The following is a 26,965-nucleotide window of genomic DNA, read 5'->3' on the forward strand; positions in this document are numbered from 1 at the left end:
CACCACTCCTGATGTTTTGCATGATCTTGCCGCTGCGGGCGGACGAGCGAAACTGGCTGCCCCCCGGCAGCATGACAGACATAACCCGGGACCCACCCGCCGAATTGATACGGCAGGATACCGTTCGTGATAAGCAATGGCTTTATGGTCGGCTGCTGTTTCACAGCCCCGCCCTTCTCGGGGAAAGGGCCGTCCGGATCGGCCTCTCCTGCAATAGCTGCCATACGAACGGCCATATCAATGCCGATTTTTATATAGAGGGGCTGTCCGACCGACCCGGCCGCGTCGATGTGACCCATCGCTTCTGGCAAGCGGGGTTTGATGACGGAAAGGACAATCCCCTTGATATCCCTACTTTGCGTGGCATTCGGGATAGCGCTCCTTATGGAACAGCCGTGCGTCTCCCGGACCTTCCATCCTTCACCCGGCATGTGATCGTCACCGAATTCGCGGGGCCTGAACCGAATAGCGGCGATCTTGATGCGCTCATCCACTATCTCGCCTCACTAATGGACACTCCTCCCGCTCATGCGGATGAAGCGCAGCAATCCGGACCGGAAACATCCTATCTGACGCTTCTTGCGGGTCCGGTCGAGACAGAAAATTTTCACGAAGTTGACCGGCTTTACGAGCTGATCCGCAGTGATTACGGCCGCCGCATTGCGAAAATGGACACTATCCCCGCCAGTCTGCGCAATGAGGTCACCCTGCTCAAATCGCTGCATGAAAAAGCCGCCGCAGATGATTTTGCGGCGGCGCGGGTTTCCTATCAGGCGCTTATCGCCCGTCAGTAGGCATATTCCCTGAAAACCGGGTCGATATTCTCTTTCCATTCGCCATTAAACCGCTCCAGCATTTCTTCCGCGGGTGTACGGCCCTGCTTGACGATGGTCTTGAGAGCATTCAGAAAATGACTTTCATCTTCCCCGAAGCTGTCCAGCCGTTTACGCGCCTTGAGACCCGCCGCAGCGATATCCAGCACTTCAACTGCCAGTTCCTGCATGCGGCGTCCATCGGGCATGGGAGTTTTAAGGGCCATCGTATAGACGTCATTGCGGATGCGCTGGCGATCTTCCGCGGTCCAGCCTTTGACCAGATCCCAGGCCGCATCCAGCGCATCATCATCGTAAAGTAACCCGACCCAAAGCGCGGGAAGCGCACAGAGCCGCCGCCAGGGGCCTCCGTCCGCACCGCGCATTTCGAGGAAGCGTTTCATGCGCACTTCGGGAAAAAGCGTTGTCAGATGATTGTCCCAGTCAACAAGTGTCGGCTTCTCTCCCGGCAGGGCGGGCAGCTTTCCGGCAAGAAAATCCCGGAAAGACTGACCGGACGCATCCAGATAATCGCCATCGCGATAGACGAAATACATCGGCACATCCAGCGCATAATCGACATATTGTTCAAATGAAAACCCGTCTTCAAAAACAAACGGGATCATGCCGGTGCGGTCGGGGTCCGTATCGGTCCAGATGAAGCTGCGATGACTGAGGTGGCCGTTCGGCCGCCCTTCGGTAAAGGGCGAATTGGCGAACAGAGCCGTGGCCAGCGGTTGCAGGGCAAGGCTGGTGCGGAACTTTTTCACCATGTCGGCTTCGGAGCCATAGTCAAGATTGACCTGTACGGTGCAGGAGCGGAACATCATATCCAGCCCATGCTGTCCGCGCGTTGGCATATATCTTTTCATGATCTGGTAACGCCCCTTCGGCATGATCGGCGTTTCCTTCAGGGTCCATTTGGGGCTGAAGCCAAGCCCCAGGAAGCCCACCCCCATTTCATCGCCGACCTCACGCACCTGGGCAAGATGAGTATGCACCTCAGCGCAGGTTTCATGCAGGGTTTCTACGGCGGCGCCGGAAAGCTCAAGCTGGCCGCCCGGTTCCAGGCTGACCGAGCAGCCTTCCTTGGACAGGGCGATGATATTGTCGCCTTCATACTCCGGATGCCAGCCGAACCGCTGCAACCCCTCCAGCATGGCGCGAATGCCTTTCGGCCCTTCGTAGCTTAAAGGTTCATGAGTATCGAGAGTGAAACCGAATTTTTCATGCTCTGTGCCGATGCGCCATTTATCGCTCGGTTTACACCCGCTCGCCGCAAATTCGACGAGTTGCGCCTTGTCATTGATTTCAACGGCATTGCCTTTGGAAGGTCCGGACATGTGATCCCCTTGTTTATTCTCATGGCCGGGCAATGCGCCCTTAAGTCCGGCCTTGCATCCGAATTAAAGAATTGCGATGGCCGCATCAAGACAAAATTACATATTTTGTCTAACGGTCACATTTTCAGCGGTCTTCAGCGTCAGGAGGTCCAGTCGCCATGAAAGGCCTGAAGCAGGGCAAGGGCCGCAATCACTGCCGTTTCCGCCCGCAAAATTCTGGGGCCAAGTGAGATGGCATGGGTATTCGGTCGGGCCGCTATCATGGCAATTTCCTCATCCGCAAATCCCCCTTCTGGTCCGGTGACAATGGCCCATTTTTGCGCAGCCGCAAGAGCAGGGATAACGTCTCCGGCGCCATTGCCGGTCAGTCGTTCGTTACAGAACAACAGCACCCGCTCCGGCTCCAGCGCCTCAAGCGCCTGCTGCAGGGGCATCAGCTCGCCAACTATAGGGATATTAAGGCGCTCACATTGTTCAGATGCTTCCAGCACCTGCAATTCCATCTTGTCCTCGCGCAGCCTTTCCGCATTGGTGCGCGCCGTCTGCACCGGTTGCAGGTTCGCCACCCCGAGCTCCGTTGCCTTCTGAACGATGAGAGCCGTCTGAATTTTTTTGACCGGCGCAAACAAAAGGGAAATGTCCGGTTCATCAATCTGTGGCCGCAATTGCTCCGTCACATGGACAAGACAATGGTTCTTATGTACCTCTTGCAGGGTACCAATCCACTCCCCGTCCCGCCCGTTGAAAAGCGCGATCCGCTCCCCCGCCGACTTGCGCATGACATTCGCCACATAATGCGACTGGCTTTTGTCCAGCACCACGCCGACATCCCGGCCAAGATCACTCGGAACGAACAGACGAAGCGAATATGGTTTTGGAAACATGTATCTGAAAACCCGCGGCTGGATTGATGTGTTATATTGCGATACATAGCAATGAATATCATCTGCGTCATCTGTTGAGAGATCAGGAAACAAGTGAATATGCGACGAGCCGACCGGATTATAGCCGATGCCAGCAAGCAGAACTGGGTGGATTTATACGCGCCCGATGGCCTGCAGCCCTATATGAAGCTGTCCCGGCTGGACCGCCCCATCGGCACCTGGCTGCTATTGCTGCCCTGCCTCTGGTCCATCGCCCTTGCCGCCCCCGCAGGGGAATTTCCCGATTTGTGGCTGTTCATCCTGTTCGGGATCGGCGCACTGGTCATGCGCGGTGCGGGCTGCACCCTCAACGATATTGCCGACCGCAATTTCGACGGTCAGGTTGAACGCACCAAAAAGCGCCCCATCCCGAGCGGCCAGATCACTCTCATCCAGGCCTTCCTCTGGCTGGGTCTGCAATGTCTGATCGGCCTGATGATCCTGTTGCAGTTCAATCTCTTCGCCATCCTTCTGGGCACCGCCAGCCTGATTCTTGTCGCCATCTATCCCTTTGCCAAACGCTTTACCTACTGGCCGCAATTCTTTCTCGGCCTCGCCTTCAACTATGGCGCGATGCTGGGTTGGGCGGCAGTCAAGGGAGACCTCATCCTCGTCCCTGTCATCCTGTATCTCGGCGGCATCGCCTGGACACTCGGCTATGACACCATTTACGCCCATCAGGACAAGGAGGATGATATCCTTATCGGCGTCAAATCAACGGCTCTGAAACTGGGCGAGCAGACAAGACCCTGGCTCGCCGGATTTTATGCCGTGCTTTTCGCCTGCCTGCTGCTGAGCGGGTATCTCGCCGGCCTCACCCTCCCTTTTTATATCCTCATGGCGGGCGCGGGCGCTCATCTTTTCTGGCAGGTCAAATCGCTGAGAATTGACGATTCCGATCTCTGTTTGCTGCTGTTCAAGTCCAACAAGATATTCGGCCTGATTGTGCTGGCAGCCATCATCGCCGGGAAATTCGCGCTGCCCTTTTAAACCATGCTTTTGCTTTACCAAAGCAGCCCTCCTCGGGCATAGTCACGACGAATGCGAGTTTGAGGGAAAAAGAATGGCGTACGGATCACTACGGGACTTCATGGCGCAGCTGGAGCGGGACGGGAAACTCGTTCGGGTGAGCGAGCCGGTCTCAACCGATCTGGAGATGACGGAAATCCAGACCCGGCTGCTAGCCGAAGGCGGCCCGGCTGTCCTGTTTGAAAATCCGGTGAATGAGAAGGGTGAGAAGAGCGACATGCCTGTTCTCGTCAATCTGTTCGGTACTGTGGATCGTGTCGCCATGGGCATGAACCGCAAACCGGAAGAACTGCGCGAGGTCGGTGAAACCCTTGCCTTCCTGCGCCAGCCGGAACCCCCGGAGGGCGTCCGCGAAGCCATGGGAATGCTGCCGGTTCTTAAAACCGTGATGAGCATGCGGCCGAAAACGGTGAAATCCGCTGCGTGTCAGGAAGTGGTCCTGACCGGAGAGGATATTGACCTCGATCTGCTGCCGATCCAGACCTGCTGGCCGGGAGAGCCTGCCCCGCTGATCACCTGGCCACTGGTGGTGACAAAAGGCCCCGGTAAAGACAAGACGGACGATTACAACCTCGGTATCTACCGGATGCAGAAACTGGGGAAGAACCGAACCCTGATGCGCTGGCTGAAACATCGCGGCGGGGCACAACATCATGCGCGATGGGGCAAGGAAAAGCGGGAGCCGCTGCCCGTCGCTGTCGTGATTGGCGCTGACCCCGGCACCATCCTTGCCGCCGTCACGCCCATCCCCGATAATCTGTCGGAATATCAGTTTGCCGGGCTGCTGCGCGGGCAGAAGCTGGAACTGGTGGATTGCAAAACAGTCCCGTTGAAAGTGCCCGCCAGCGCCGAAATTATTCTGGAGGGGCATGTTTCTCTCGATGATTATGGCGATGAAGGGCCCTATGGCGACCATACGGGTTACTATAATTCGGTGGAAAGCTTCCCCGTCTTTACCATTTCGGCCATCACCATGCGGAAAAAGCCGATCTATCTGTCCACCTTTACCGGTCGGCCACCGGATGAGCCGAGCGTCCTTGGCGAAGCCCTGAATGAATTGTTCATCCCGCTGATCCAGCAGCAATTTCCCGAAATCACCGATTTCTGGCTGCCGCCGGAGGGGTGCAGCTACCGCATTGCCGTCATCTCCATGAAAAAAGCCTATCCCGGCCATGCCAAGCGGGTGATGATGGGCGCCTGGTCCTACCTCCGGCAGTTCATGTACACGAAATTCCTGATCATTGTGGATGACGATATTAATGCGCGCGACTGGAAGGATGTCATGTGGGCCGTCTCAACGCGGATGGACCCGGTGCGCGATATTACAACTGTCGAGAACACACCGATCGACTACCTTGATTTTGCCTCCCCGGAATCCGGGCTCGGTGGCAAGCTTTGCCTTGATGCCACCAACAAGCTACCGCCAGAAACCCATCGGGAATGGGGACGCCAGATCCGTATGGATCAGGAGATTATCGAAAAGGTTGACGATCTCTGGGACAGGCTCGGACTCCCGGGAAGCGGAAAAGCCATCTGGAAATAATACTGTTGCAGATCAGACAATAATTCTGACATTGCCGTCAGAGATAATAATGGAAGCGTCATATGACAATCATCCCGGATCCAGCCTTCTATCTGCTCGCCATACCTGTCGTCCTGATGATTGGCATATCCAAGGGGGGCTTTTCCGGCGCGCTCGGTATTCTGGCCGTCCCGCTTCTCACCCTGATCATGTCCCCGATGCAGGCCGCGGCGATCATTCTGCCTATCCTTTGTGTCATGGATATTTTCGGGCTGCTCGCCTATCGGCAAACGGCGCACTGGCAAAATCTGTTCTATATGCTGCCAGGGGCAATAATCGGCATTACGGTCGGATATCTCCTGTTCAATTATTTGAGTGCGGACATCATCAAAGTCCTGCTTGGCGTGATGTGCGTGGCGTTCACGCTCAATCACTATCTGCGCCGCGATCCGGCAGGCAAAGTGATGCAGGCAAGTCTGTGGCGCGGTTCTTTCTGGGGATCTATCGCTGGTTTTACCAGCTTTGTTGCCCATGCGGGCGGACCGCCGGTGCAGTTCTACATGCTGCCGCAAAAACTTAACAAAACACTGTATGTCGGGACATCCGTCTGGTTCTTTTTCGCCATCAATTATGTGAAGCTGATCCCATATGCCATGCTGGATCAGTTTTCGACGGAAAATCTCGGCACATCCCTCGTTCTGCTGCCCCTCGCCCCCATCGGCATATGGCTTGGCGTCAAGGCGCACAAAATGATCCCGGAAGTCATTTTCTACCGCATCGCCTATATCCTTGTGCTTGTGACGGGGGCAAAGCTGCTGTGGGACGGACTTCGGGGAATGGGAGTATTTTTCTGATTCCCATTTGCCGGAAGACTGCCTATGTATGAAGGGTTGTTACGTCAAGATCAGGAAATCCATGTCCGACCAAACCGCAGAAATGCAAAACTCGCTCGATATTCTCGCAGATCTGATCAAGATCGCCCGGCGCAAGGGAGCCGAGACCGCCGACGCCGTGCGCCTTCAGGGCTCCTCCGTTCAGGTATCGGTGAGGCAGGGAGAAACCGAGGAAGTCGAACGTTCGGAAGCGCATGATCTCGGGCTGCGCGTATTGATTGGCAAGAAACAGGCTTTCGTTTCCTCCAACGATGCGCGCCCCGTTGTCCTTGAAGAACTTGCAGATCGCGCCATCGCCATGGCCCGCAACATGCCGGAGGACAAATACTGCGGCCTAGCCGATCCGGCGAAACTCGCGCGTGATATCCCGGACCTTGACCTCTTTGACAAGACCAGTCTCACGGCGGACGATCTCGTTATCTCCGCCAACGAGGCTGAGGCGGCCGCCCTCGCTGTCAAAGGCGTCACAAACTCTGAAGGGGCCAGCGCCTCCAGTGGGCGCGTTTCCGTCGCCCTCGCCACATCGGACGGCTTCAGCGGCGCCTATTCGTCCAGCAACTTTTCGGTGGTTGCTTCCGTCATCGCGGGAGAAGGGCTTGGCATGGAGCGGGATTACGATTTCGACAGCCGTCATTATCACGCCGACATGATGCCTGCCGCCGATATCGGCAGAAGCGCCGGGGAGCGGGCCGTGAAACGGCTTTCCCCTCGCAAGATGCCAAGCGGCAAGGTCCCGGTTGTTTTCAGCAAGCGGGTTTCCGCCTCCCTGCTCGGGCATCTGGCCAGCGCCATATCCGGCGGCGCCATTGCCCGCGGCAGCAGCTTCTTACAAGACAGCCTGGACAAGAGAATTTTTGCCAAGGGGATCCGCGTCATTGATGATCCGCATCGCAAACGCGGAGCAGCGTCCAAGCCCTTTGACGGCGAAGGCGTCGCCAACGGCCGCCTTGATCTGGTGGACGACGGCATTCTTCGTTCCTGGATTCTGAATACGGCCACGGCCAAGCAGCTCGGCCTTGAAACGAATGGGCGGGCAACGCGCGGTACGGCTTCTCCGCCCGGCGCCAGCACGACCAATCTCTATATGGAAGCTGGGACGACTACTCTGAAAGAGCTGATCAGCGATATCAAATCAGGCTTTTACGTCACCGACCTGATCGGCTTCGGCGTCAACGAGATAACCGGGGATTACAGCCGGGGGGCGTCCGGTTTCTGGATTGAAAATGGCGAGATTGCCCACCCGGTTTCGGAACTTACCATTGCCGGAAACCTCAGAGGCATGTTCGAAAACCTGACACCGGCCGATGATCTGGAATTCCGCCGCGGCACAAACGCACCCAGTCTGCGTATCGAAGGGATGACGGTAGCCGGTACATGACAGAAAATCTTGATACAGATTTTGCCCTGCTCGATCACGCCATGCAGGAAGCCGGAGATATCGCCCGGCGATATTTTAACGGCACCGTCAAAAGCTGGGAAAAGAAGCCCGGCGATCCGGTGAGTGAGGCGGATCTGGCTCTTGACGCCCATTTCCGCGACAGCTTGCTCGCGGCGCGGCCTGATTATGGCTGGCTGTCAGAGGAAACCGCCGACAATCACGTCCGCCTCGGTAAATCCAGGGTGTGGGTCATTGACCCGATCGACGGCACACGCTCCTTCATTGCGGGCAAGCCGGAATTCACCATTGCCGCCGCGCTGGTGGAAAACGGGCGGCCGGTCATCGGCATCGTCTATAACCCGGTACTGGAAGAATATTATGAAGCGATCAAGGGGCGCGGCGCGAAGCTGAACGGCCGTCTGATCACCTGCAGCCCGAAAAGTGATCTTGCCAATACGCGCCTTATCGCCAGCCGCAATTCCTTCGATTGGCATGGCTGGCTGGAGGATGTGAAAGGCGCCAGTTTCAGCCATGTCAATTCCATCGCCTATCGTATGGTCAAGGTTGCCTCCCGCCATGCGGATGCCTCCCTTTCCCTCACCGAGAAAAGCGACTGGGACATCGCCGCGGCGGACATCATCCTTTCCGAAGCGGGCGGCATTACGACAACTACCGGCGGCGACTCTCTTATATATAACAGAAAATCCATCCATCAAAAGAACGTCATTTCCTCAGGCGAGGCGCTGCATCCGCAACTCATGAAGTTGCTGGAAAGTTTCGGACGCGCGAAATCCGGCTGACGAAGTGCCCGCGCTTCCCTCACTGCGCAAACAGTTGTAAATGCCGAATTCTTCACCTAAATTGTTTGCAGTGTATAATGAGGCGGAGGGCGCCAGAATGAAATCCATTGCCAAAGCAGTCTTAACCGTATCTTTTCTGTCCGTTGCCTTGCTGACTGCCGGATGCAGCAATACCTGGCAAGGCGTGAAATCGGACACCAGCAAGAATATGGACAAGGCAGGTGATACCGTCATCAAGGCGGGCGAGAAAATGAAATCCGACTAACCGTCACCGGACGAAGGGGGCTTCTCTTTCGATCCCGCGATCATGTCGCAGGCCTTTTTGGAAGGCCATGTCTCAAAGCGCCGGAAATCCCGTTTTCCGGCGCAAATTTTTCGGCTTTTCTTCCCTGCCTGATGGCTTAAACGGCATCGCCTGACCGGTAAATGGCAAGTTGTTGTGAATAAAGCGATTCGCCCTGCAACAGGCCCGTATGCTGATTATCGCAGCGAGATATATTTTTCACAAAAATTAACCATTTTCATTAACCATATAACATTCCGAATCCGTCAATATTTTTTGACATTTCCGTGATAGAAGCAAAACTTCAATCCGCACATAAAAAATACAACACTATGTAATGATTATATTTTTAGACGTATTTTATGCATATGAAGACGCTTTTCCATCTAAGTCTGCGTCCGCGGCCCGATTGACGGCTCCCCCTATGCTCCCGTAAAATTCCGTTTATGCCAGAGCTTTAACAGCCTGATCGCACATTAGCTTCAAAAGTAACTGTATTGATCTTCCGGAAAGAACTTCCCGGAACGGGGCCCATATGAGATCTTGGTCATACGCAATTTGCTGCTTGTTATTAACGGCGTTCTGGACGGCAGCCAAAGCCGCGCCGGTTCATGAAACTGAACGTCTTGCTCAGAATTTTGTAAATCAGGGCTGGATCACCGAGCTCTATCAAACCACAGCAGAGACATCCGTCGCCTATCTTGCGCATGAACAGTTCAGAAGCTTCCCGCAAGGCAAAACCATCCCGCTTGATTTCGGCAATGCCGGCAAAGACCGCCTTGATTTGCCATTTCGGGATCAGGGAACGGGAATTGCCCGGTTCCAATATGGCTGGATCAGCCAGCTGTTCGGGCAGCACTCATGGATTTTTGGGAATGACAGCAATGATATCTCCATTTCGGTGCATTCCACCTCTGCCATACCGCTGCCTGCCGCCCTGCCCCTGTTCATGGGTGCCTTTGCCTTATTCTGCGCAGGACTTGCTTTTGCGCGGCGGCGCAAAAGCTGTTAATCACCCGGCATTCCCTCAAGCAGAAGCTGTGGATCAAGGCGTGTATCGAACCAGTTGAGGCGCCAGTCAAGATGCGCCCCCGTTGATCGTCCGGTTGATCCGACTTCACCGATCTTCTCGCCCTTCTGTACAAACTGCCCCTCCTTGACCGTCAGCGCGCTGAGGTGCGAATAAACCGATATCAGGCCGTACCCATGGTCGATCATTACGGTACCACCGGTATAGTAGAGATCCGCCTCGGCCATCCGGACAGTTCCATCGGTGGAAGCCAGAACTTCCGTGCCTTCCGATGCAGCAATATCCAGACCGAAATGCGGCCGCTTCGGAATGCCGTTCAGAACCCGCTGGCTCCCATATACACCGCTGACACGGCCTTTCGCTGGCCATTGCCAGCCGGAAAGATACCACTCCTCTCCGGTCTCTATAGATCGGATGCGAGCGATCTCGGCATTTTCCGCATTGATCCGGGCAAGAGCTTCGGGGCTCGGCGTTACCTTGTCCGTCGCCAAACCATCAACCCGTTCGATCGGATACTCCCGTTGCGATACTTCAAGCAGCCTGTCCTCGGTCTCTCCATTCTTATAAAGAATTTTCAGAATGGCTGTCGGCTTGGAATCCCGGCCGAAACCAAACACAAAACGTCCTGATGGCGCCACGGTCAGAAGCTTGCCATCCAGATACAATGTTGCTTCGGGGTCGGTTGTGCCCACAACAAGCCCGCCTTGCGTCATATCACCGGATAGGCTGGTCCGGTCCGCGAATGCGGGCGTCGAGATGAATAAAAAAATGAGTAGAAGACAAAATCGCATTAAAAAAGAGTTTCCTGTTTTGGTTTCGAAGGCGATTTTCGTGGTTTTTTGGCTGCTGGTGATGCCTTCACGTCACCCGGTGCAGCACCAGAGAATATAGCGGCGGCCCGGCCATCGGCAAATTCCACTGCCACCTGACTCCCGGATGTCGCCCCACTCACGGAAGAGATCGGACGGCCGTCTTCATCCCAGACAATGCTGTATCCGCGCTTCAGCACCCGCCGGAACGACAGGCTTTCCAGAAGGCGTGCCGTCGCCGCCAGACGATCTGTTGCCCGTTCGCGGCGGCTTTCCACGCCACGCGTCATCTGCCTGTCAAATTGCTGCAGGCGTTCACTGTACTGCGCGAGTGTCCGTTCCAGAAGTTGCGGCCTGAGATTTGAGGCAGTAGCCGTAAATTGCTGGCCTTTGATATTCAGGTTGCCGACCACCGATTGCCTGAGCCTGCTCTCGAGATGATCGAGATGCTGCGTTTTTTCTGCAATCATTGAGGCGGGATCACGAAGGCCACGCGTCAACCCGGCAAGACGGTCCCGCCTGTCAGCAATGGCACGGGTCAGGTTGCGCCGAATACGCCGTTCCTGGTCTTCCACATAGGCAAGAAGCTCACTACGGACGGGCACCGCAATTTCCGCCGCCGCCGTCGGCGTTGGCGCCCGCTGGTCCGACGCGAAGTCAATCAGGGTCGTATCCGTTTCATGACCAACGGCAGATATCAGCGGAATCGCACTTTCTGCGGCGGCACGCACCACCTCTTCCTCATTGAACGCCCACAGATCTTCAAGACTGCCACCGCCGCGCGCCACAATCACAAGATCAGGACGCGGGATTTCCCCATCTGGTGGCAGGGCATTAAATCCACGAATGGCCTCCGCAATCTGTCCGGCTGCCGTTTCCCCCTGCACCAGAACGGGCCAGAGAAGCACATGCACCGGGAACCGATCCCGCAGGCGATGCAGGATATCACGGATCACCGCCCCGGTCGGTGATGTCACAACACCAATGACGGACGGCAAATAGGGTAATGGCCGCTTGCGCGCCGGATCAAAGAGCCCCTCGGCGGCGAGTTTCTTTTTACGCTCCTCCAGCAGCGCCATAAGAGCGCCGACGCCCGCCGGTTCCATCGCCTCGATCACAATCTGATATTTGGACCGGCCGGGATAAGTCGTCAACTTACCCGTACAGACCACTTCCAGCCCATCTTCGGGACGAAAGCCAAGCCGGTCGGCCGTCCCACGCCACATGACGCCGTCTATCACCGCCCGGTCATCTTTGAGCGTCAGATAGACATGACCCGATGCCGCCCGTTTGAGGCCGGAAATTTCGGCCCGGACCCGGACGTGACCGAAAACATCCTCCACCGTTCTTTTGAGGGCGCCACTCAGTTCGGAGACGGTATATTCATGAATATTTGAAGAGCCGGAATGATGATTATCTGACACGTTTTTCCTTCAACCTGTTTGGCCTGTCGCCACAGTATGCTACAAAACCTGCACTGTCCTTCAAGGGAAAATAAAGATTAAGAATATGAATATACTTGTGATTGGCTCTGGCGGCCGCGAACATGCTCTGTGCTGGGCGCTGAAAAAATCCCCCCTCGTCACACAGCTTTTCTGTGCGCCCGGGAATGGCGGCATTGCCGAAGTAGCGGAATGTGTCGCCATCAGTGCCGAAGATATTGAGGCTATTATCAAATTCTGCAAGAGCAAAGCCATTGACTTTGTCGTCATCGGCCCGGAAGTTCCCCTCGTCATCGGGCTGGTGGATGATCTGGAAGCGGCCGGAATCCGGAGCTTTGGACCCCGCGCGGCCGCGGCCGCCCTCGAAGGTTCGAAAGGCTTTATGAAAGATCTCTGCCGCGAGCATGGCATTCCGACCGCCGCCTATCGCCGCTTTGCCGATGCGGCAGCAGCAAAAGCCTATGTCGCAACACAGGATTTGCCAATCGTCGTGAAGGCGGACGGTCTTGCTGCCGGAAAGGGCGTGATCATCGTCCAGACACGTGATGAAGCCAACGAAACCATTGATGACATTTTCGATGGCATGTTCGGCGGCGCGGGCGCTGAAATCGTCATCGAACAGTTCCTGGCGGGAGAGGAGGCAAGCTTCTTTGTGCTGACGGACGGTGAAACCATTCTGCCGCTGGCCACCGCGCAAGACCATAAAGCCGTCGGTGATGGTGATACAGGCCCCAATACGGGCGGGATGGGCGCCTATTCCCCGGCCCCGGTGATGACGGACGAGATGATCAATGCCACGATTGAGCGGATTATCAAACCGACCGTCAAGGCTATGAAAGAACGCGGCACCCCCTTCACCGGTGTTCTTTACGCCGGTCTCATGATCACCGATGAGGGACCGCAACTGATTGAATATAATGTACGGTTCGGTGATCCGGAATGTCAGGTGCTGTGCGCCCGAATGGCGAGCGACCTGCTGCCTGCCCTGATGGCCACGGCCAATGGCAGCCTTGCCGATATCCGTCTGGAATGGCGGGAGGAAACCGCTCTTGTTGTCGTGATGGCGGCCAATGGCTATCCCGGCAATTACGAGAAAAACACGGTCATCGAGGGTCTTGATGAGGCCGCTAGAATCAAGGATGTCATCATCTTTCACGCCGGGACAAAACAGCAGGAGGGAAAGATACTGGCGACAGGCGGGCGAGTGCTTGGCGTCACCGCAATAGGAAAAACCGTTAAACAAGCGCAGAAAAATGCGTATAGTGGTGTCCACGCGATTCGCTGGCCGGATGGATTTTGCCGATCCGATATTGGCTGGCGGGCTATCAATCGCGGCGGGGAAGAGTAGAGGTAGACATATAACAAGAAAGGGCATCAATGTCCGACGAATCAACACAGTTTTCCGGAACGATGGAAGTGCGCGAGCGCCACCGCTTCGATGTTGCCGCACTGGAAGAATATCTCAAGAAAAACATAGTCGGCTTTAAAGGACCGCTTGACGTGGCCCAGTTCAAGGGCGGACAGTCAAACCCGAGCTATATGCTGAAAACGCCCGAGAAACAATATGTCCTGCGGCGCAAACCTCCGGGGAAACTCCTGCCCTCCGCCCATGCGGTGGACCGCGAATACCGGGTTCTGACGGCGCTTGCAAGAACGGATGTGCCGGTTCCGAAAACCTACTGCCTGTGCGAAGATGAAAATGTCATCGGGACGATTTTTTATGTCATGGAGTTCCTGAACGGCGATATCGAGTGGGATCCGTCCCTGCCCGGCTATTCGAAGGCCGGTCGCGTTGCCGCCTTTGACAGCATGAATGCCTCTCTCGCCGCGCTGCATATGGTGGACTACAAGGCCGCCGGGCTGGAAGATTTTGGCAAGCCGACAGATTATATCGCCCGGCAGGTGAACCGCTGGACGAAACAGTACCGGGCTTCCGAAACCGAGAAAATCGAAGCAATGGAAAATCTGATGGCATGGCTGCCCGACAATATTCCGGCAGCCGATGAGACTTCCATTGTGCATGGGGATTACCGCCTGGACAATACGGTTCTCGACAAGGAAAGTCATCGGGTGATCGGCATTCTCGACTGGGAGCTGGCAACGCTCGGCCATCCGCTCGCCGATTTTTCCTATCATTGCATGACCTGGCGCCTCGAGCCGGAACTGTTCCGTGGCCTCAAGGGGCTGGATTTGCCCGCACTCGGCATCCCGACTGAAGAGCAATATGTGAAAATGTATTGCGAGCGCACCGGCCGGGACGGCATCGAGAATTGGGACTTCTATTTTGCCTACAACATGTTCCGTCTGGCGGCCATCCTGCAAGGGATCGTCGGCCGCGTGAAAGAGGGAACGGCTTCCAACAAGAATGCCGCGGATGTCGCCGAGCGGGTCAAACCACTTGCCATGCGCGGATGGGAACAGGCGGAAAAAGTCATCAGGGGGAGCTGAGCTCCCCCTCACTTCCCTATAAAATCAAAAGTATATAAAGGAGGGACCCCATGTCTGATGGGACCATAATCATCCCGGTTCGGGAAGCGCACCAGTTCGACGAAGGGGCTTTATACGAATATCTCAAAGCCAATATCGATGGATTCAAAGGACCCCTGAAAGTCAGGCAGTTTCAGGGCGGGCAATCCAATCCAACTTTTCTGCTGGAAACCCCGGAGCGCGACTATGTCATGCGGAAAAAACCTCCCGGGGTTCTGCTTCCTTCCGCGCATGCCGTCGATCGGGAATATCGGGTCATCTCCGCCCTTCAGAACACCAATGTCCCCGTCCCCCGGACATATTGCCTGTGCGAAGATCCGGAGATTATCGGCACTGCTTTCTATGTCATGGAAAGAATTAACGGACGCGTGATCACGATCCCCTCAATTCCAAAAATGGCGCCGGAGCAGCGTTCTGCCATTTACGATTCCATGAATGATGCATTGGCCAAAATGCATAATGTCGATGTTGATGCGGTAGGCCTGTCCGATTTCGGCAAAAAAGGCGGCTATCTAGCCCGCCAGGTCAACCGCTGGAGCAAACAGTATCGCGCCTCCCAGACCCATGAGCTGGAAGGAATGGAAAATCTCATCAAATGGCTGCCAGACAACATCCCGGCGGATGATGAAAGCACCATTGTGCACGGTGACTTTCGCCTCGGTAATTTGATCCTGCATCCGACGGAGCCCCGGGTTCTCGCCATTCTCGACTGGGAACTGGCAACAATCGGGCATCCGCTTTCCGATCTCGCCTATAACTGCATGGCCTACCATTTCGTGCACCCTATCAACGGTGGGCTGGTTGATTTCAACCTGAAAGAAATGGGCATCCCATCGGAACAGGAATATATTGACGCCTATTGCAAACGCACCGGGCGCGATGGCATTGATAATTGGGAATATTACATTGCCTTTTCCCTGTTCCGCGTGACAGCGATTGTTCAGGGTGTTTACAAACGCGGCCTGGATGGCAACGCCAGTTCCGAAGTCGGTGAAGAATATACGAAATACGCAAAGATGGTGGCCGATCTCGGCTGGCAGTATATCGAGAAACGGGGCTGAAACTTTCCGCACGCACGAACAGGCCCTAATAAGCCGGGGCGGCACTCTCACCAGGCCGTCCCGCTTGCATCAGTTCAGTGACTTTCTGCATCCTCGACGCGCAAATCGGCCCAGCGCTGCACGCATTCCATTGGCTCCATCACAATACCGGCCGCCTCTCCTAAACCCTGAACCGGTTGCAATCCGGCATGCGCCGCCAGATCCTGTGTCAACCATTCGCAAGGATTAAGGCTTTCATATCGATAGAGAAAGCCCGCGACGACGACAATCACGCCAAGCATTATCCAGCCCAGGAGTTTGATCATTATTTCATTCCGTGAAAAGGCGGCAAAACGGAGATATGCGCCTGTATATAGGAAAGGCGGATCACCATGCTAACAAAAAATCAATCGTCAAAAAGAAAAGCCCTTCCGAAGAAGGGCTTTTCGCCATGTCGTCAATCAATAGCCGCTCAGTCGTACTTTTTAAGTTCCAACCGGCCGATCTGGTTACGATGCACCTCATCCGGCCCGTCGGCGAGGCGCAATGTCCGTGAGCGCGCATAGGCATAGGCGAGACCGAAGTCTTCGCTGACACCCCCAGCGCCATGTGCCTGGATCGCCCAATCAATGATTTTGCCGCACATATTGGGCGCGATAACCTTGATCATGGCGATTTCCGCCTTGGCAGCCTTGTTCCCGACGGTGTCCATCATATAAGCGGCTTTCAGCGTCAGCAGACGAGCCTGCTCGATCATCGCGCGGGATTCAGCGATACGCTCAAGGGTAACGGTCTGCTCCCCGATCGTTTTACCAAAGGCAACGCGATGCTTGACGCGTTTGCACAGCTTCTCCAACGCCCGCTCGGCAACGCCGATCTGGCGCATGCAATGGTGAATACGGCCCGGGCCAAGCCGTCCTTGCGCAATTTCAAAACCGCGTCCTTCACCGAGCAGCATATGGTCCGCCGGAACGCGGACATTTTTGAACTCCACTTCCGCATGGCCATGCGGCGCATCATCATACCCGAACACAGGCAGGAACCGCTTGATGTGAATGCCGGGTGTATCCATCGGCACGACAATCATCGACTGCTGTGTATAAAGCGATGCGGTTTTGTCAGTCTTGCCCATGAAGATCAACACTTTACAGCGCGGATCGTTTGCACCGGATGTCCACCACTTGGTGCCGTTGATGACATATTCATCCCCGTCACGCGTGATTTCAGATTCGATATTCGTTGCATCCGAAGAGGCCACCGCCGGTTCCGTCATCGCGAAGGCGGAGCGGATTTCCCCTTCCAGAAGCGGTTTCAGCCAGCGCTCTTTCAGCTCCGGGCTGGCATAACGCTCGAACACCTCCATATTGCCTGTATCCGGAGCAGAACAGTTGAAAACTTCGGGCGCGAAGCTGACCCGACCCATGATTTCACAAAGCGGAGCATATTCAAGGTTAGTCAATCCTGCGCCGAGATCACTTTCCGGCAGGAACAGATTCCACAAACCCGCCGCCTTCGCTTTGGCCTTGAGTTCATCAAGGATGGCCGTTGGCTGCCACCGGTCTCCTTCAGCGATCTGGTCGTAATAGACCTGCTCATTAGGATAGACATGCTCATCCATGAAGGCCTGCAATCTTTCCTGCAGTTCCTTCACCTTGTCAGAATATTCGAAAATCATCCGCTGTTTCCTTTTTCATTTTGTTCTTTTCATCGAGTCTGCATCTTTCAATATTTAGCGCCGGGTTTCAAAGAATTTCTTTAAAAGCCCTGCTGATTTACTCTCCTGTAAACCGCCGTAAATCTCGGGACGATGATGGCAGCTCGACTGATCGAAGATGCGGGCGCCATATTCGACGCCACCGCCTTTGGGATCATAAGCGCCAAAATAAAGACGCCGGATGCGCGCCAGCGAGATGGCCGCCGCGCACATGGGGCAAGGTTCCAGCGTCACATATAGATCGCAATCCACCAGCCGCGAACTGCCCAGCATATTTCCCGCCGCCCGGATCGCCAGCATTTCCGCATGCGCTGTCGGATCATGACGTCCGATCATCTGATTACCGCAATTAGCGACGACACGGCCGGTCCGCGTATCGACGATAACGGCGCCCACCGGCACTTCGTTACGATGCCCGGCAATTTCAGCCGTGGCCAGCGCCATATCCATATAATCAACGATTTCACGATCCATGCCGCACAGTCGCAATTAGAACCACGGCCGTCAAGAGACAGAAAAGCACGTAAATATATCTGCCCGTCAAAGAGGCCGGTTGAGTTACGATCAAGACAGGATTAAAAGGAGCTATGAAAACTCCTGTTATTGGCATCACCCTCGATTCAGAGGAAGCTGGCGGTTATTCCAAAATGCCGTGGTACGCGCTGCGGCAGAATTATGCTGATGTGGTGACGGCGAGCGGCGGTCTCCCATTCGCTTTGCCTCATGAACCGGACTTTGCCGCGGAATATGCCCGCCTGCTGGATGGCCTTGTCGTCACTGGCGGAGCCTTTGATGTGGACCCGGGGATGTTCGGCGCAACAACACGTCACGATACCGTGATCACCAAGGATCGCCGCACCCTGTTCGAGAGACGCATCACCGAAGCGATGCTGGCCGCGGACAAGCCCGTTCTTGGCATTTGCGGCGGGCAGCAGCTTCTGCATGTCATTCTGGGGGGTACGCTGATCCAGCATATCCCCGATGAAGTGGATAACCCGCTCGCCCACGAACAACCCAACCCCCGCACCGAGGCGGGCCATGACGTAAAAATTGTTCCGGGCACACTCCTGCATCGGATTGTCGGGAGCGACCGCCTGCCCGTCAATAGCGCCCATCATCAGGCCGCAAAAGATATCAGCGACAATATAACGATCAATGCCATTGCCGAAGATGGCGTGATTGAAGGGATCGAAGACAGCCGCTATCGCTTCTGCCTCGGGGTGCAGTGGCACCCTGAATATATGATCTCAACGGGCGATCGCCTTATCCTTGATGCCTTTATCAATGCCGCTGCGACGTAAAATCATGACAACAGAAACGGAACAGACAGAACGGATTGCCAAGCGGATGGCACGCGCGGGGCTTTGTTCCCGGCGGGAGGCGGAACGCTGGATCGAGGCCGGACGGGTCGCTGTAAATGGCAGAACCCTGGAAAGCGCGGCTGTCAATGTGACGCCTAATGATCAGATCACGGTAGATGGCAAGGAGCTTCCAGCCATCGAACGTCCCCGTCTCTGGCGTTATCACAAGCCCGCCGGTCTGGTGACAAGTCACCGCGATGAAAAGGGGCGGGAAACCGTCTTCGAAAAGCTGCCCGAGGAATTGCCCCGCGTCATTTCAGTCGGCCGACTTGACCTTAATTCGGAAGGGCTGCTGCTGCTCACCAACGACGGGGAACTGGCGCGCAAGCTGGAACTGCCTGCCACCGGATGGAAGCGGAAGTACCGTGTCCGCGTTCACGGTCACCCGAAGGACGCCGACATGCAGAAGCTGGCCAAGGGGCTGACAATCGATGGCATTAAATATGGCTCTATCGACGGCACAATTGACAGCACGAAAGGCGCCAACAGCTGGCTGACCCTTTCCTTCCGGGAAGGTAAAAACCGCGAAGTCAGAAAGGTAATGGAACATCTCGGCTATCAGGTCACGCGGCTGATCCGCGTTTCCTACGGCCCGCTCCAGCTTGGCGATCTACCGGCGGGCGCCGTGGATGAAGTAAAATCCAAGATCCTCCGCGATCAGATGGGTGTCGCCAAATTCGAGGAAGATGAGGCCGAGCCGCCGGTGAAAGGCCAGCGGCCGCCCCGTGGCATCCGTAGCAAAGGCCGTCCCGCTGCGTCAAGGCAGACAACAGGTGGCAGAAAAGCGTCGCCCGCCCCTTCCGGGAAAACGGCCCGATCGACCGGTCCGTCCAGCAAGCGGCCAACCTTGCGTGCCCGTCCCGCAAGAAGTAATAAAAGCTGATGCGCATTGTCGGCGGCAGCAAAAGGGGCAAGAAACTCCTGCTGCCCCAAGACAAACGCATTCGACCTACCGCGGATCGCACCCGCGAAGCCCTGTTCAACATTCTCGCCCATGACAGTGATATGAGATCGGATCACGGTCCCTTGCCGCAAGGTGCACGCGTTCTCGACGTATACGCCGGAACCGGTGCGCTGGGGCTTGAGGCGCTCTCGCGCGGGGCGGCACATGTCACTTTCATGGATAATCACCCCGACAGCCTCAATATCATCCGCGCAAATATCAGAGAGATGGGATTTCTGCGCAGCAGTGATGTGCTGAACCGGACGGCTCTCACCCCCGGGAAGCCGGGCGGGCCCTATGACCTGGTTCTCATGGACCCGCCTTATGGGGAAGGCCTGGCACTGCCGACCTTGCAGGCGCTTCAGGAAAATGGCTGGCTCGGGCAAAGAACCGTCATTGTGATGGAATTAGCGAAAAAGAGTGCCTTTGAAGCACCTGCCCGGTTTGACATTCTGAAAGACAGGCATTACGGCGCCGCGCGGCTGATTTTCCTCAGGCAAGTGCCGGATCAATATGACGATACTTCGCAAACTGCGCCTGAATAATATTGAGACGCTGCAGAAAATCCGGAAGACGGCGCGGGTCAATCAGCGGTTCCGCCAGCGGATCAAACGCGCAGTTTTGAAATTCGAATGACAGGCTCATCCGTGGATTGCGGGCATTATCGCCATATGTTCCGCCCCGGTGATACAGGTCCTGCCGCCAGCCGAGGACGCTTCCGGCTTTTGCGGGCAACGGCGTCTCTGTCCGCTCATTCTTCGGCTGCACATACATACAGCCGTTACTCTCATCCACATCGGTGAGCGGCAGCCATAGGGAAAGACTCATCAGAATGGCATCCTCCCCCTCACCAAAGACTGTCTCCGCATTGCAGTCGCGGTGCAGGGGCCATCCCGTCTCTCCTGCCTTTGACAAGTGCCAGGCCCAGAGATTTGGAAGGATGGCGTACTCCTCCCCAAGAAAATGCCGCAGCATTTCACCCAGCCGCGCAAATAACTGCCATGGCTGGTCATACAGATAAATATAGACGGGAGGAATGGTCGCTTCGGACAAACGCAGCATCCCCTGCCGCAGCGGTCTCAGTTCATCTTCGGAAAAGACGGGAGGAACGGCAATATATCCTTTTTCCCACAGGGAGCGGGAAAGAGGTGAGAGCTGATCCGGATCGAACGGGATTTCCTTCACCTCTCCTCCTGCGCCGATCGAAAGCTCCGGCAGCAATGCGCACCAGTCATCTTCTGTCATTCGCTCAGGCATACTGCCCCGCCACATAACCTGATGACCAAGCCCACTGGAAATTATACCCGCCAAGAAAGCCCGTGACATCAACCGCTTCCCCGATAAAGAAAAGCCCGGGCACATTCCGGCATTCCATGCTTTTGGAATTAAGCGCGGCCGTGCCGATCCCGCCAACCGTTACCTCTGCCTTGGCATAACCTTCTGTTCCCGTTGGATATATTTTAACCAGTTTAATATTATTTATAAGTTTCGATATCAGCCGATCGGAACAGTTACCAACTTCTGGCAGGTCATTAAAACCTGCCAGCAATGCTTCCACCAGCCGGTTCGCCAGATGCTCTTTCAGAAGCGTCGCAACCTTCAGCCGCGGCTGCGTTCGGCGGGCATCTTTCAACAGGCTTTCAAGATTGAGATCGGGCAGGAAGTCAATTTCAATGGCCTCCCCCGCCTGCCAGTAAGATGAAATCTGCAAGATGGCGGGACCGCTCAACCCGCGATGGGTAAACAGCAGATTCTCACGGAACACCCGCTTGTGAAAGCGAATATCAACATCCGCGGAGACACCGGACAGATTGGCAAAACGCCGCTTGTCCTCCTCCCCGAAGGTGAGCGGGACAAGCCCCGGGCGAGGGGACGATAGGGGCAGGTTAAAATGCTTCGCCACCCGATAGGCAAAATCATTGGCGCCAAGCTTCGGAATGGAGAGCCCGCCGGTGGCAATCACCACACTCTCCGCCCTCATCTGCCGTTCGCCCGCCATAACGAGAAAGCCCGTCGCCTCCTCGACTATTCTGTCCGCGCCGGTGCTCCGCCAGATGACAACGCCCTGCTGTTCACACTCCGTCTCCAACAGGGCTACGATATCGCGCGCACTCTTATCACAGAAAAGCTGCCCCAGCTTTTTTTCATGCCAGGCAATCCCGTGCCGCTCGACCAGGGCGATGAAGTCCTGCTGCGTATATTGTCGAAGCGCCGATTTGCAATAATGGGCATTATCGGAGATGAAGCGGTCAGGCCCGGCATGAAGGTTTGTGAAGTTGCAGCGTCCCCCGCCGGAGATAAGAATTTTCTGCCCGCATTTATCCGCCTTTTCAAGAAGCAGAACCTGTCGGCCGCGTTTGCCTGCCTCAATCGCACACATCAACCCGGCCGCCCCGCCGCCCACAATCACCACATCAAATTTATGCATATCCCGTGGCACCCAGGCGTCATCCGGCTGAAAAACTATGGAGGTTGCTTTTACCGGCGTCCGAAGAGTTTTTCAATATCGCCGAGTTGCAGTTCAACATAAGTCGGGCGGCCATGATTGCACTGCCCGCTATGGGGGGTGGCTTCCATTTCACGCAAGAGGGCATTCATCTCTTCGATGCTGAGCCGTCGCCCGGCCCGGACGGAACCATGACAGGCCATGGTCGCGCAGACATCGTCAAGGCGATCCTTGAGGGAGAGCGCGGTATCCAGTTCCGCCAGATCGTCGGCAAGGTCCTGCACCAACCCCCTGACATTGCAATCCCCCAGCATCGCCGGCGTCTCCCGGATGACAATGGCGCCCACGCCAAACGCCTCCAGCACCAGTCCCATCTCGGCCAGCTCTTCCGCCCGTTCGGCAAGGCGGCTGGCGGAAAGCTCATCCAGTTCCACCACCTCCGGCAACAGCAGCATCTGACGTGCCACGCTCTTTTCCGCAAGCTGGCGCTTCATCCGCTCCATGACCAGCCGTTCATGCGCCGCATGCTGATCTACCAGCACCATGCCGCGGTCCGTCTGCGCCACGATATAGGTTTCGTGAAGCTGGCTGCGGGCGGCGCCAAGCGGGAATTGTTCGAGGGGGTGCCCCTGCGCCTCCGGGGTTTGTGTCGGCTGTGTATCATACCCGCGTGCCATGGGAGCGGATTGCTGATGCAGGGGAGACTGAAATTCTGCCGCCTGCTCTGCAAGGCCGGGAGAAGGTCGCGGATTTTCAACTTCTGCCCATCGGCTCCAGCTTGTTGCCGCGCGCGGCTGCGATTGCAGGGGGAGGGTGTTCATATCGGCGCGAAACGCCCCGAGTGCCTGCCCCGAAATGGTCGAGGAGGCGCGATGCCCATGTTCGGCGAGCGCATTGCGAAGGGCGCCAACAATCAGCCCCCGCACACCGCCGGAATCCCGAAACCGTACCTCCGCCTTTGCCGGATGCACGTTTACATCGACCTCATCAGGCGGCACTTCCAAGAACAACGCCAGCAGCGGGTGACGGTTACGCGCCAGCAGGTCCATATAGGCGCCCCGCACCGCACCGGTAAACAGCTTGTCACGCACCGGCCGACCATTCACAAACATGAACTGCATTTCGGCATTACCGCGGTTGAAGGTCGGCACTCCGGCAAAACCGGCGAGCTTCACCCCGTCCCGTTCCGCTTCGATCCGCATGGCGTTTTCTGAGAAATCGCGCCCCATAATAGCGCCAAGACGATTGAGCCAGCCATCGAAAAGATCCCCCTCCGCCCCGTTTACCCGGAGGGCCACGCGATTATCATCTGCGAAGGTAAAGGAAATGGATGGAAACGCCATGGCAAGACGCCGCACCACATCAAGGGCCGCGCCAAACTCCGATCGTTCCGTCTTCAGAAATTTGAGCCGCGCAGGGGTTGCAAAGAAAATATCGCGCACCTCAACCCGCGTCCCGCGCGCGCCGCTATCCGGTTCCACCTCGCCCCGCCGCCCCCCTTCAACGGAAAGGGCCCAGGCATTTTCCGCCCCTTCCTGCCGGGTTGTGATACGCATCCGGCTGACCGAGGCGATGGACGGGATTGCCTCCCCCCTGAAACCGAGGTTGCGGATAAACACCAGATCGTCATCAGGGAGTTTTGACGTCGCATGCCGCTCGAAACAGAGCTCCAGCTCTTCCCGACTCATACCGGTGCCGTTATCGGTCACCGTGATGAGGGAGCGGCCACCCTCGCGCATCACCACATCAATGCGGCTCGCTCCGGCATCAATGGCATTCTCCACCAGTTCCTTGACGGCGGAGGCCGGTCTTTCGACCACTTCACCCGCGGCAATCTGGTTGACGATATTTTCTGGCAGGCGTCTTAAAGTCATGATGACCCCGATGGAACTCGTTCCGCCGACCTTAACAAAAACCCCTTCCCGGGCCTAGGGTCAGCGATCAATTCTTTTGAATACCCGCGCCGACCGGCTCCAGTTTGTCGGGTTTACCCGCAACAACCACGATCAGCTTGTCAGGGTCCAGCAACCGATTGGCCACACGTTTTATATCATCCGCCGTCACGGCATTGATCAGGGCCGCGCGCTCCTCCAGATAACTCACTGGCAGGTTGCTGTATTGCATGGCCACAAGGATATCGGCGATACGGTCATTGGTTGCAAGTCCCAGCGGGAAGGAACCGTTGATATAGGTCTTGGCCGCGCTCAGTTCATCTTCGCTGACATTTTCACTGCGTATACGGCGAATTTCCTGTTGCACCAGATCCAGCGCCTCTTTTACCGATGCATTGCTGGTTGCCAGCCGCCCCATCATCAGTCCGGCGGACTGCATGGGATAGAGATAGCTGTAGACGCCGTAGACAAGGCCGCGCTTTTCCCGGATTTCTTCGGTCAGGCGCGATTCAAACGTCCCTCCACCGAAGATATAATTGAACACATAAGCCGCGTAGTAATCGGGATCATCCCGCTTTACGCCTTCCCCGCCAAAGATAACGACACTTTGCGGGATATCTTCGGGAACGATTTCAATGGCGGCTTCCGGCAGCGGCTGCGTCTCGGGAACCGCCTTTGCCGATACCGTATCGGGAAGACCGCCGAAAGTGCTGTCGAGGAGCGGCGCAAGTTCCGCCGCCGTAATGTCCCCCACCACCCCGATCAGCATGTTATCCCGGCCGAGATGCGTGCGGGCAAACTCACCAAGATCGGCCCGCGTAATCTCGCTCATGGTTTCAATCGTTCCCTCAACCGGCTGGCTGTAGGGATGATCCCCGAACGCCAGATGGAACCAGGCGCGACTTGCGAGACTGCCGGGGTCGGAAAGTTTGCGATTGAGGGACGCAAGGATTTGCCCGCGAATACGTTCGACCGGCTCTTCATCGAAGCGTGGCTCACTAATGGCAAGGCCGAACAGGCGAAAAGCCTCCTCTGTATTTTCGCTCAGCGTTTTGAGTTCGCCGGAAAAGCTGTCCCGGCTCGCATCAAATCCAAGCTGGATGGCAAGATCGGAAAGTCGCTCCTGAAACGCCTTGCCGACAAGATCCCCTGCCCCTTCATCCATGGTCGAGGCCGCCAGATAGGCAAGTCCCGCCTTGTCGGCCGGATCGCGGCTCGCCCCGCCCCGCCAGGCGACATTCAGGCTGACAATGGGGATGGAGGGTTCCTCCACCAGCCATGCCTTTATCCCGCCGGGGCTGACCACCTCCTTGATCTCTACTGCTTTTGCGGAGAAGGCAAAGAATATGAGGATAAGCGAAAAGGACAGGATGGAAACCGAACGACTGACACTGGACATGGCTTTTTCCCTATTCATTCGGCTGTTCCGGCAGTAATCGACCGACGACAGACTGACGCTCATCAAAAATCATGTTCGCCGCCGCCTTGACATCTTCCGCCGTCACATCCGAAATCTGCTGCGGCCAGTTGACGATATTCTCAATGCTCTCCCCGTTGGCCAGCGCCGCCCCGAAAATATTTGCCGCGCCCTGCATGCTGTCACGGGCATAAATGGCGTCGGCCAGCATCTGCTTTTTCGCGCGGGCAAGTTCTTTTTCCGTAATGCCATTCGTCATCACATCGCGAATGATCGTCTTAACGGCCGCCTCCACATCCTCAATGCTGTGGTCGGGCGTCGGACTGCCGTAGAGCAGGAAGCTGGTATTGTCATAGGCGCCGGAATTGAAATAGGCCCCGGCATTTGTTGCAATTTTTCCATCAACGACAAGGTCATTGTAAAGACGGCTGGTAACGCCACCACCGAGAATCCGGCCCAGCACCTCAAGCGCCCGAAGCTCCGCCGGGTCCGTCTGTCGACTTACGGGACCAAGATAGCTTTGCCGCCAGCTTGGCTGACGCACCCGGCTGTCGGACATTTCAACAACCCGTTTCGCAAGCTGCGGCGGCTCCTGCACCCGTTCACGCTCTGGGATTTCCTTGGCTGGAATGGGGCCGTAATATTTCTCCGCCAGAGTAAAAACATCCTCCGCCTTCACATCCCCCGCCACAATCAGAATGGCATTATTCGGCGCATAATATGTATTGTACCAGTCCAGTGCATCTTGTGTGGTCAGCCCCTCAATCTCGTGTCGCCAGCCAATGATCGGGGTACCATAGGGATGCGCCATATATTGCGCGGCATTGAACTGTTCAGAAAACTGTCCGCCCGGTGTATTGTCCGTCCGCTGGGAGCGTTCTTCCAGCACGACCTTCAGCTCCGGTGCAACGACATCATCCGTCAGTTGCAGATTCTGCATCCGGTCCGCCTCCATCTTCATGAAGAGCGGCAGCTTGTCCACGCTGACATTCTGGAAATAGGCCGTATAGTCATAGGAGGTGAAGGCATTCTCCTGCCCGCCATTTTTCGCGACGATGGCGGAAAATTCGCCCGGCGCCAGCGATTTGGTGCCTTTGAACATCAGATGTTCAAGAAAATGCGCAATGCCGGATTTGAGAGGTTTTTCATCCGCCGCCCCGATTTTATACCAGACCATATGAGTCACTATGGGCGCGCGGTGATCTTCAAGAACGACCACTTCAAGCCCGTTATCCAGTGTCGTCGCCTTCGGATTGAACAGAGTGGGAATATCATCCGCAGCCTGCACATTTGCGACAAACCCGGTCAGGAGCAGGCAGAAAGCCAGGGCAATAACATAAGATGATCGTAACGGGCCCATCGGCGACCTCCGGTCCTAATCAACGGTTCTATACAATAAAA

At 56.2% G+C, this 26,965-nt stretch carries 26 protein-coding genes; 14 read left to right on the plus strand and 12 right to left on the minus strand.

From position 1 onward, the window contains the following. Window positions 1–20 precede the first annotated feature (20 nt). Window positions 21–794, plus strand: a complete 774-nt coding sequence (locus CMN55_RS05715) for a hypothetical protein (RefSeq protein WP_293948582.1) — start codon at window positions 21–23, stop codon at window positions 792–794. Here CMN55_RS05715 and CMN55_RS05720 read toward each other — a convergent pair. Beyond that, window positions 788–2,155 (minus strand): glutamate--cysteine ligase, encoded by a 1,368-nt coding sequence (locus CMN55_RS05720; RefSeq protein ID WP_293948583.1) that lies wholly within the window; start codon window positions 2,153–2,155, stop codon window positions 788–790. The genes CMN55_RS05715 and CMN55_RS05720 overlap by 7 nt on opposite strands. Before the next feature lie 140 nt (window positions 2,156–2,295). Then, window positions 2,296–3,039 carry a 16S rRNA (uracil(1498)-N(3))-methyltransferase gene (locus CMN55_RS05725; RefSeq protein ID WP_293948584.1) on the minus strand — a complete coding sequence of 248 codons (744 nt, stop codon included), beginning with the start codon at window positions 3,037–3,039 and terminating at the stop codon, window positions 2,296–2,298. 99 nt (window positions 3,040–3,138) lie between these two features. Between CMN55_RS05725 and ubiA the strand changes: the two genes are divergently transcribed. From ubiA to CMN55_RS05760, 7 genes are all read left to right on the plus strand, one after another. Beyond that, entirely contained in the window at window positions 3,139–4,068 is a 930-nt protein-coding gene (gene ubiA / locus CMN55_RS05730) for a 4-hydroxybenzoate octaprenyltransferase (protein WP_293948585.1), read from the plus strand. A gap of 73 nt (window positions 4,069–4,141) precedes the next feature. Continuing rightward, window positions 4,142–5,650 carry a UbiD family decarboxylase gene (locus CMN55_RS05735; protein WP_293948586.1) on the plus strand — a complete coding sequence of 503 codons (1,509 nt, stop codon included), beginning with the start codon at window positions 4,142–4,144 and terminating at the stop codon, window positions 5,648–5,650. Between the two features lie 62 nt (window positions 5,651–5,712). After that, a complete protein-coding gene (locus CMN55_RS05740; RefSeq protein WP_293948587.1) occupies window positions 5,713–6,483 on the plus strand; it encodes a sulfite exporter TauE/SafE family protein in 771 nt (256 codons plus the stop codon). Window positions 6,484–6,544: 61 nt separating this feature from the next. Next, complete coding sequence (locus CMN55_RS05745) at window positions 6,545–7,900, plus strand: TldD/PmbA family protein (RefSeq protein ID WP_293948588.1); 1,356 nt, start codon at window positions 6,545–6,547, stop codon at window positions 7,898–7,900. Continuing rightward, window positions 7,897–8,700 carry a 3'(2'),5'-bisphosphate nucleotidase CysQ gene (locus CMN55_RS05750; protein WP_293948589.1) on the plus strand — a complete coding sequence of 268 codons (804 nt, stop codon included), beginning with the start codon at window positions 7,897–7,899 and terminating at the stop codon, window positions 8,698–8,700. Before CMN55_RS05745 ends, CMN55_RS05750 begins: the two co-directional genes overlap by 4 nt. Before the next feature lie 97 nt (window positions 8,701–8,797). Beyond that, window positions 8,798–8,965: a hypothetical protein gene (locus tag CMN55_RS05755; protein ID WP_293948590.1), complete on the plus strand. Its 168-nt coding sequence runs from the start codon at window positions 8,798–8,800 to the stop codon at window positions 8,963–8,965. A 583-nt stretch (window positions 8,966–9,548) separates the two neighbouring features. Continuing rightward, window positions 9,549–9,995: a hypothetical protein gene (locus CMN55_RS05760; protein WP_293948591.1), complete on the plus strand. Its 447-nt coding sequence runs from the start codon at window positions 9,549–9,551 to the stop codon at window positions 9,993–9,995. Here the strand turns inward: CMN55_RS05760 and CMN55_RS05765 are convergent. Together CMN55_RS05765 and xseA are read right to left on the minus strand one after the other, a co-directional pair. Further along, on the minus strand, window positions 9,992–10,804 hold the full coding sequence (locus CMN55_RS05765) for a M23 family metallopeptidase (protein ID WP_293948592.1): 813 nt from the start codon (window positions 10,802–10,804) through the stop codon (window positions 9,992–9,994). The two genes, CMN55_RS05760 and CMN55_RS05765, sit on opposite strands and share 4 nt — an antisense overlap. Next, entirely contained in the window at window positions 10,804–12,246 is a 1,443-nt protein-coding gene (gene xseA, locus CMN55_RS05770; protein ID WP_293948593.1) for an exodeoxyribonuclease VII large subunit, read from the minus strand. The genes CMN55_RS05765 and xseA overlap by 1 nt, the downstream gene beginning before the upstream one ends. A gap of 85 nt (window positions 12,247–12,331) precedes the next feature. Here xseA and purD point away from each other — a divergent pair, with 85 nt between their 5' ends. Genes purD through CMN55_RS05785 form a run of 3 tightly spaced genes read left to right on the plus strand, consistent with a single transcriptional unit; the run spans window position 12,332 to window position 15,812 of the window. Then, window positions 12,332–13,612 (plus strand): phosphoribosylamine--glycine ligase, encoded by a 1,281-nt coding sequence (gene purD / locus CMN55_RS05775; RefSeq protein WP_293948594.1) that lies wholly within the window; start codon window positions 12,332–12,334, stop codon window positions 13,610–13,612. Window positions 13,613–13,641: 29 nt separating this feature from the next. Next, window positions 13,642–14,712 carry a phosphotransferase family protein gene (locus CMN55_RS05780; protein ID WP_293948595.1) on the plus strand — a complete coding sequence of 357 codons (1,071 nt, stop codon included), beginning with the start codon at window positions 13,642–13,644 and terminating at the stop codon, window positions 14,710–14,712. A 50-nt stretch (window positions 14,713–14,762) separates the two neighbouring features. Further along, a complete protein-coding gene (locus tag CMN55_RS05785) occupies window positions 14,763–15,812 on the plus strand; it encodes a phosphotransferase (protein WP_293948596.1) in 1,050 nt (349 codons plus the stop codon). Window positions 15,813–15,886: 74 nt separating this feature from the next. Here CMN55_RS05785 and CMN55_RS05790 read toward each other — a convergent pair whose 3' ends face one another. From CMN55_RS05790 to CMN55_RS05800, 3 genes are all read right to left on the minus strand, one after another. Further along, the gene (locus CMN55_RS05790; RefSeq protein WP_293948597.1) at window positions 15,887–16,117 is read right to left on the minus strand and encodes a hypothetical protein; all 231 of its coding nucleotides are present in this window, start codon (window positions 16,115–16,117) and stop codon (window positions 15,887–15,889) included. A gap of 146 nt (window positions 16,118–16,263) precedes the next feature. Beyond that, window positions 16,264–17,466 (minus strand): acyl-CoA dehydrogenase family protein, encoded by a 1,203-nt coding sequence (locus tag CMN55_RS05795; protein WP_293948598.1) that lies wholly within the window; start codon window positions 17,464–17,466, stop codon window positions 16,264–16,266. Window positions 17,467–17,520: 54 nt separating this feature from the next. Further along, window positions 17,521–17,979, minus strand: a complete 459-nt coding sequence (locus CMN55_RS05800) for a nucleoside deaminase (protein ID WP_293948599.1) — start codon at window positions 17,977–17,979, stop codon at window positions 17,521–17,523. A gap of 113 nt (window positions 17,980–18,092) precedes the next feature. Between CMN55_RS05800 and CMN55_RS05805 the strand changes: the two genes are divergently transcribed. Genes CMN55_RS05805 through rsmD form a run of 3 tightly spaced genes read left to right on the plus strand, consistent with a single transcriptional unit; the run spans window position 18,093 to window position 20,354 of the window. Further along, a complete protein-coding gene (locus tag CMN55_RS05805; RefSeq protein ID WP_293948600.1) occupies window positions 18,093–18,806 on the plus strand; it encodes a gamma-glutamyl-gamma-aminobutyrate hydrolase family protein in 714 nt (237 codons plus the stop codon). A 4-nt stretch (window positions 18,807–18,810) separates the two neighbouring features. Further along, window positions 18,811–19,749: a pseudouridine synthase gene (locus tag CMN55_RS05810; RefSeq protein ID WP_293948601.1), complete on the plus strand. Its 939-nt coding sequence runs from the start codon at window positions 18,811–18,813 to the stop codon at window positions 19,747–19,749. Continuing rightward, window positions 19,749–20,354 carry a 16S rRNA (guanine(966)-N(2))-methyltransferase RsmD gene (rsmD, locus tag CMN55_RS05815; RefSeq protein ID WP_293948602.1) on the plus strand — a complete coding sequence of 202 codons (606 nt, stop codon included), beginning with the start codon at window positions 19,749–19,751 and terminating at the stop codon, window positions 20,352–20,354. The genes CMN55_RS05810 and rsmD overlap by 1 nt, the downstream gene beginning before the upstream one ends. On the opposite strand, the gene CMN55_RS05820 is transcribed toward rsmD, so the two are convergent. From CMN55_RS05820 to CMN55_RS05840, 5 genes are all read right to left on the minus strand, one after another. After that, complete coding sequence (locus tag CMN55_RS05820; protein ID WP_293948603.1) at window positions 20,302–21,066, minus strand: phytanoyl-CoA dioxygenase family protein; 765 nt, start codon at window positions 21,064–21,066, stop codon at window positions 20,302–20,304. The two genes, rsmD and CMN55_RS05820, sit on opposite strands and share 53 nt — an antisense overlap. Beyond that, window positions 21,059–22,237, minus strand: a complete 1,179-nt coding sequence (locus tag CMN55_RS05825; protein WP_293948604.1) for a BaiN/RdsA family NAD(P)/FAD-dependent oxidoreductase — start codon at window positions 22,235–22,237, stop codon at window positions 21,059–21,061. Before CMN55_RS05825 ends, CMN55_RS05820 begins: the two co-directional genes overlap by 8 nt. Before the next feature lie 50 nt (window positions 22,238–22,287). Further along, window positions 22,288–24,129 (minus strand): DNA mismatch repair endonuclease MutL, encoded by a 1,842-nt coding sequence (gene mutL / locus CMN55_RS05830; RefSeq protein ID WP_293948605.1) that lies wholly within the window; start codon window positions 24,127–24,129, stop codon window positions 22,288–22,290. A gap of 67 nt (window positions 24,130–24,196) precedes the next feature. Then, on the minus strand, window positions 24,197–25,546 hold the full coding sequence (locus CMN55_RS05835) for a M16 family metallopeptidase (protein ID WP_293948606.1): 1,350 nt from the start codon (window positions 25,544–25,546) through the stop codon (window positions 24,197–24,199). Between the two features lie 10 nt (window positions 25,547–25,556). After that, window positions 25,557–26,924, minus strand: coding sequence for a M16 family metallopeptidase (locus CMN55_RS05840; RefSeq protein WP_293948607.1), 1,368 nt, complete (start codon window positions 26,922–26,924; stop codon window positions 25,557–25,559). Window positions 26,925–26,965 lie beyond the last annotated feature (41 nt).

This window comes from Sneathiella sp. (assembly GCF_002694385.1).
In the GTDB taxonomy this organism is placed as follows: Bacteria; Pseudomonadota; Alphaproteobacteria; order Sneathiellales; family Sneathiellaceae; genus Sneathiella.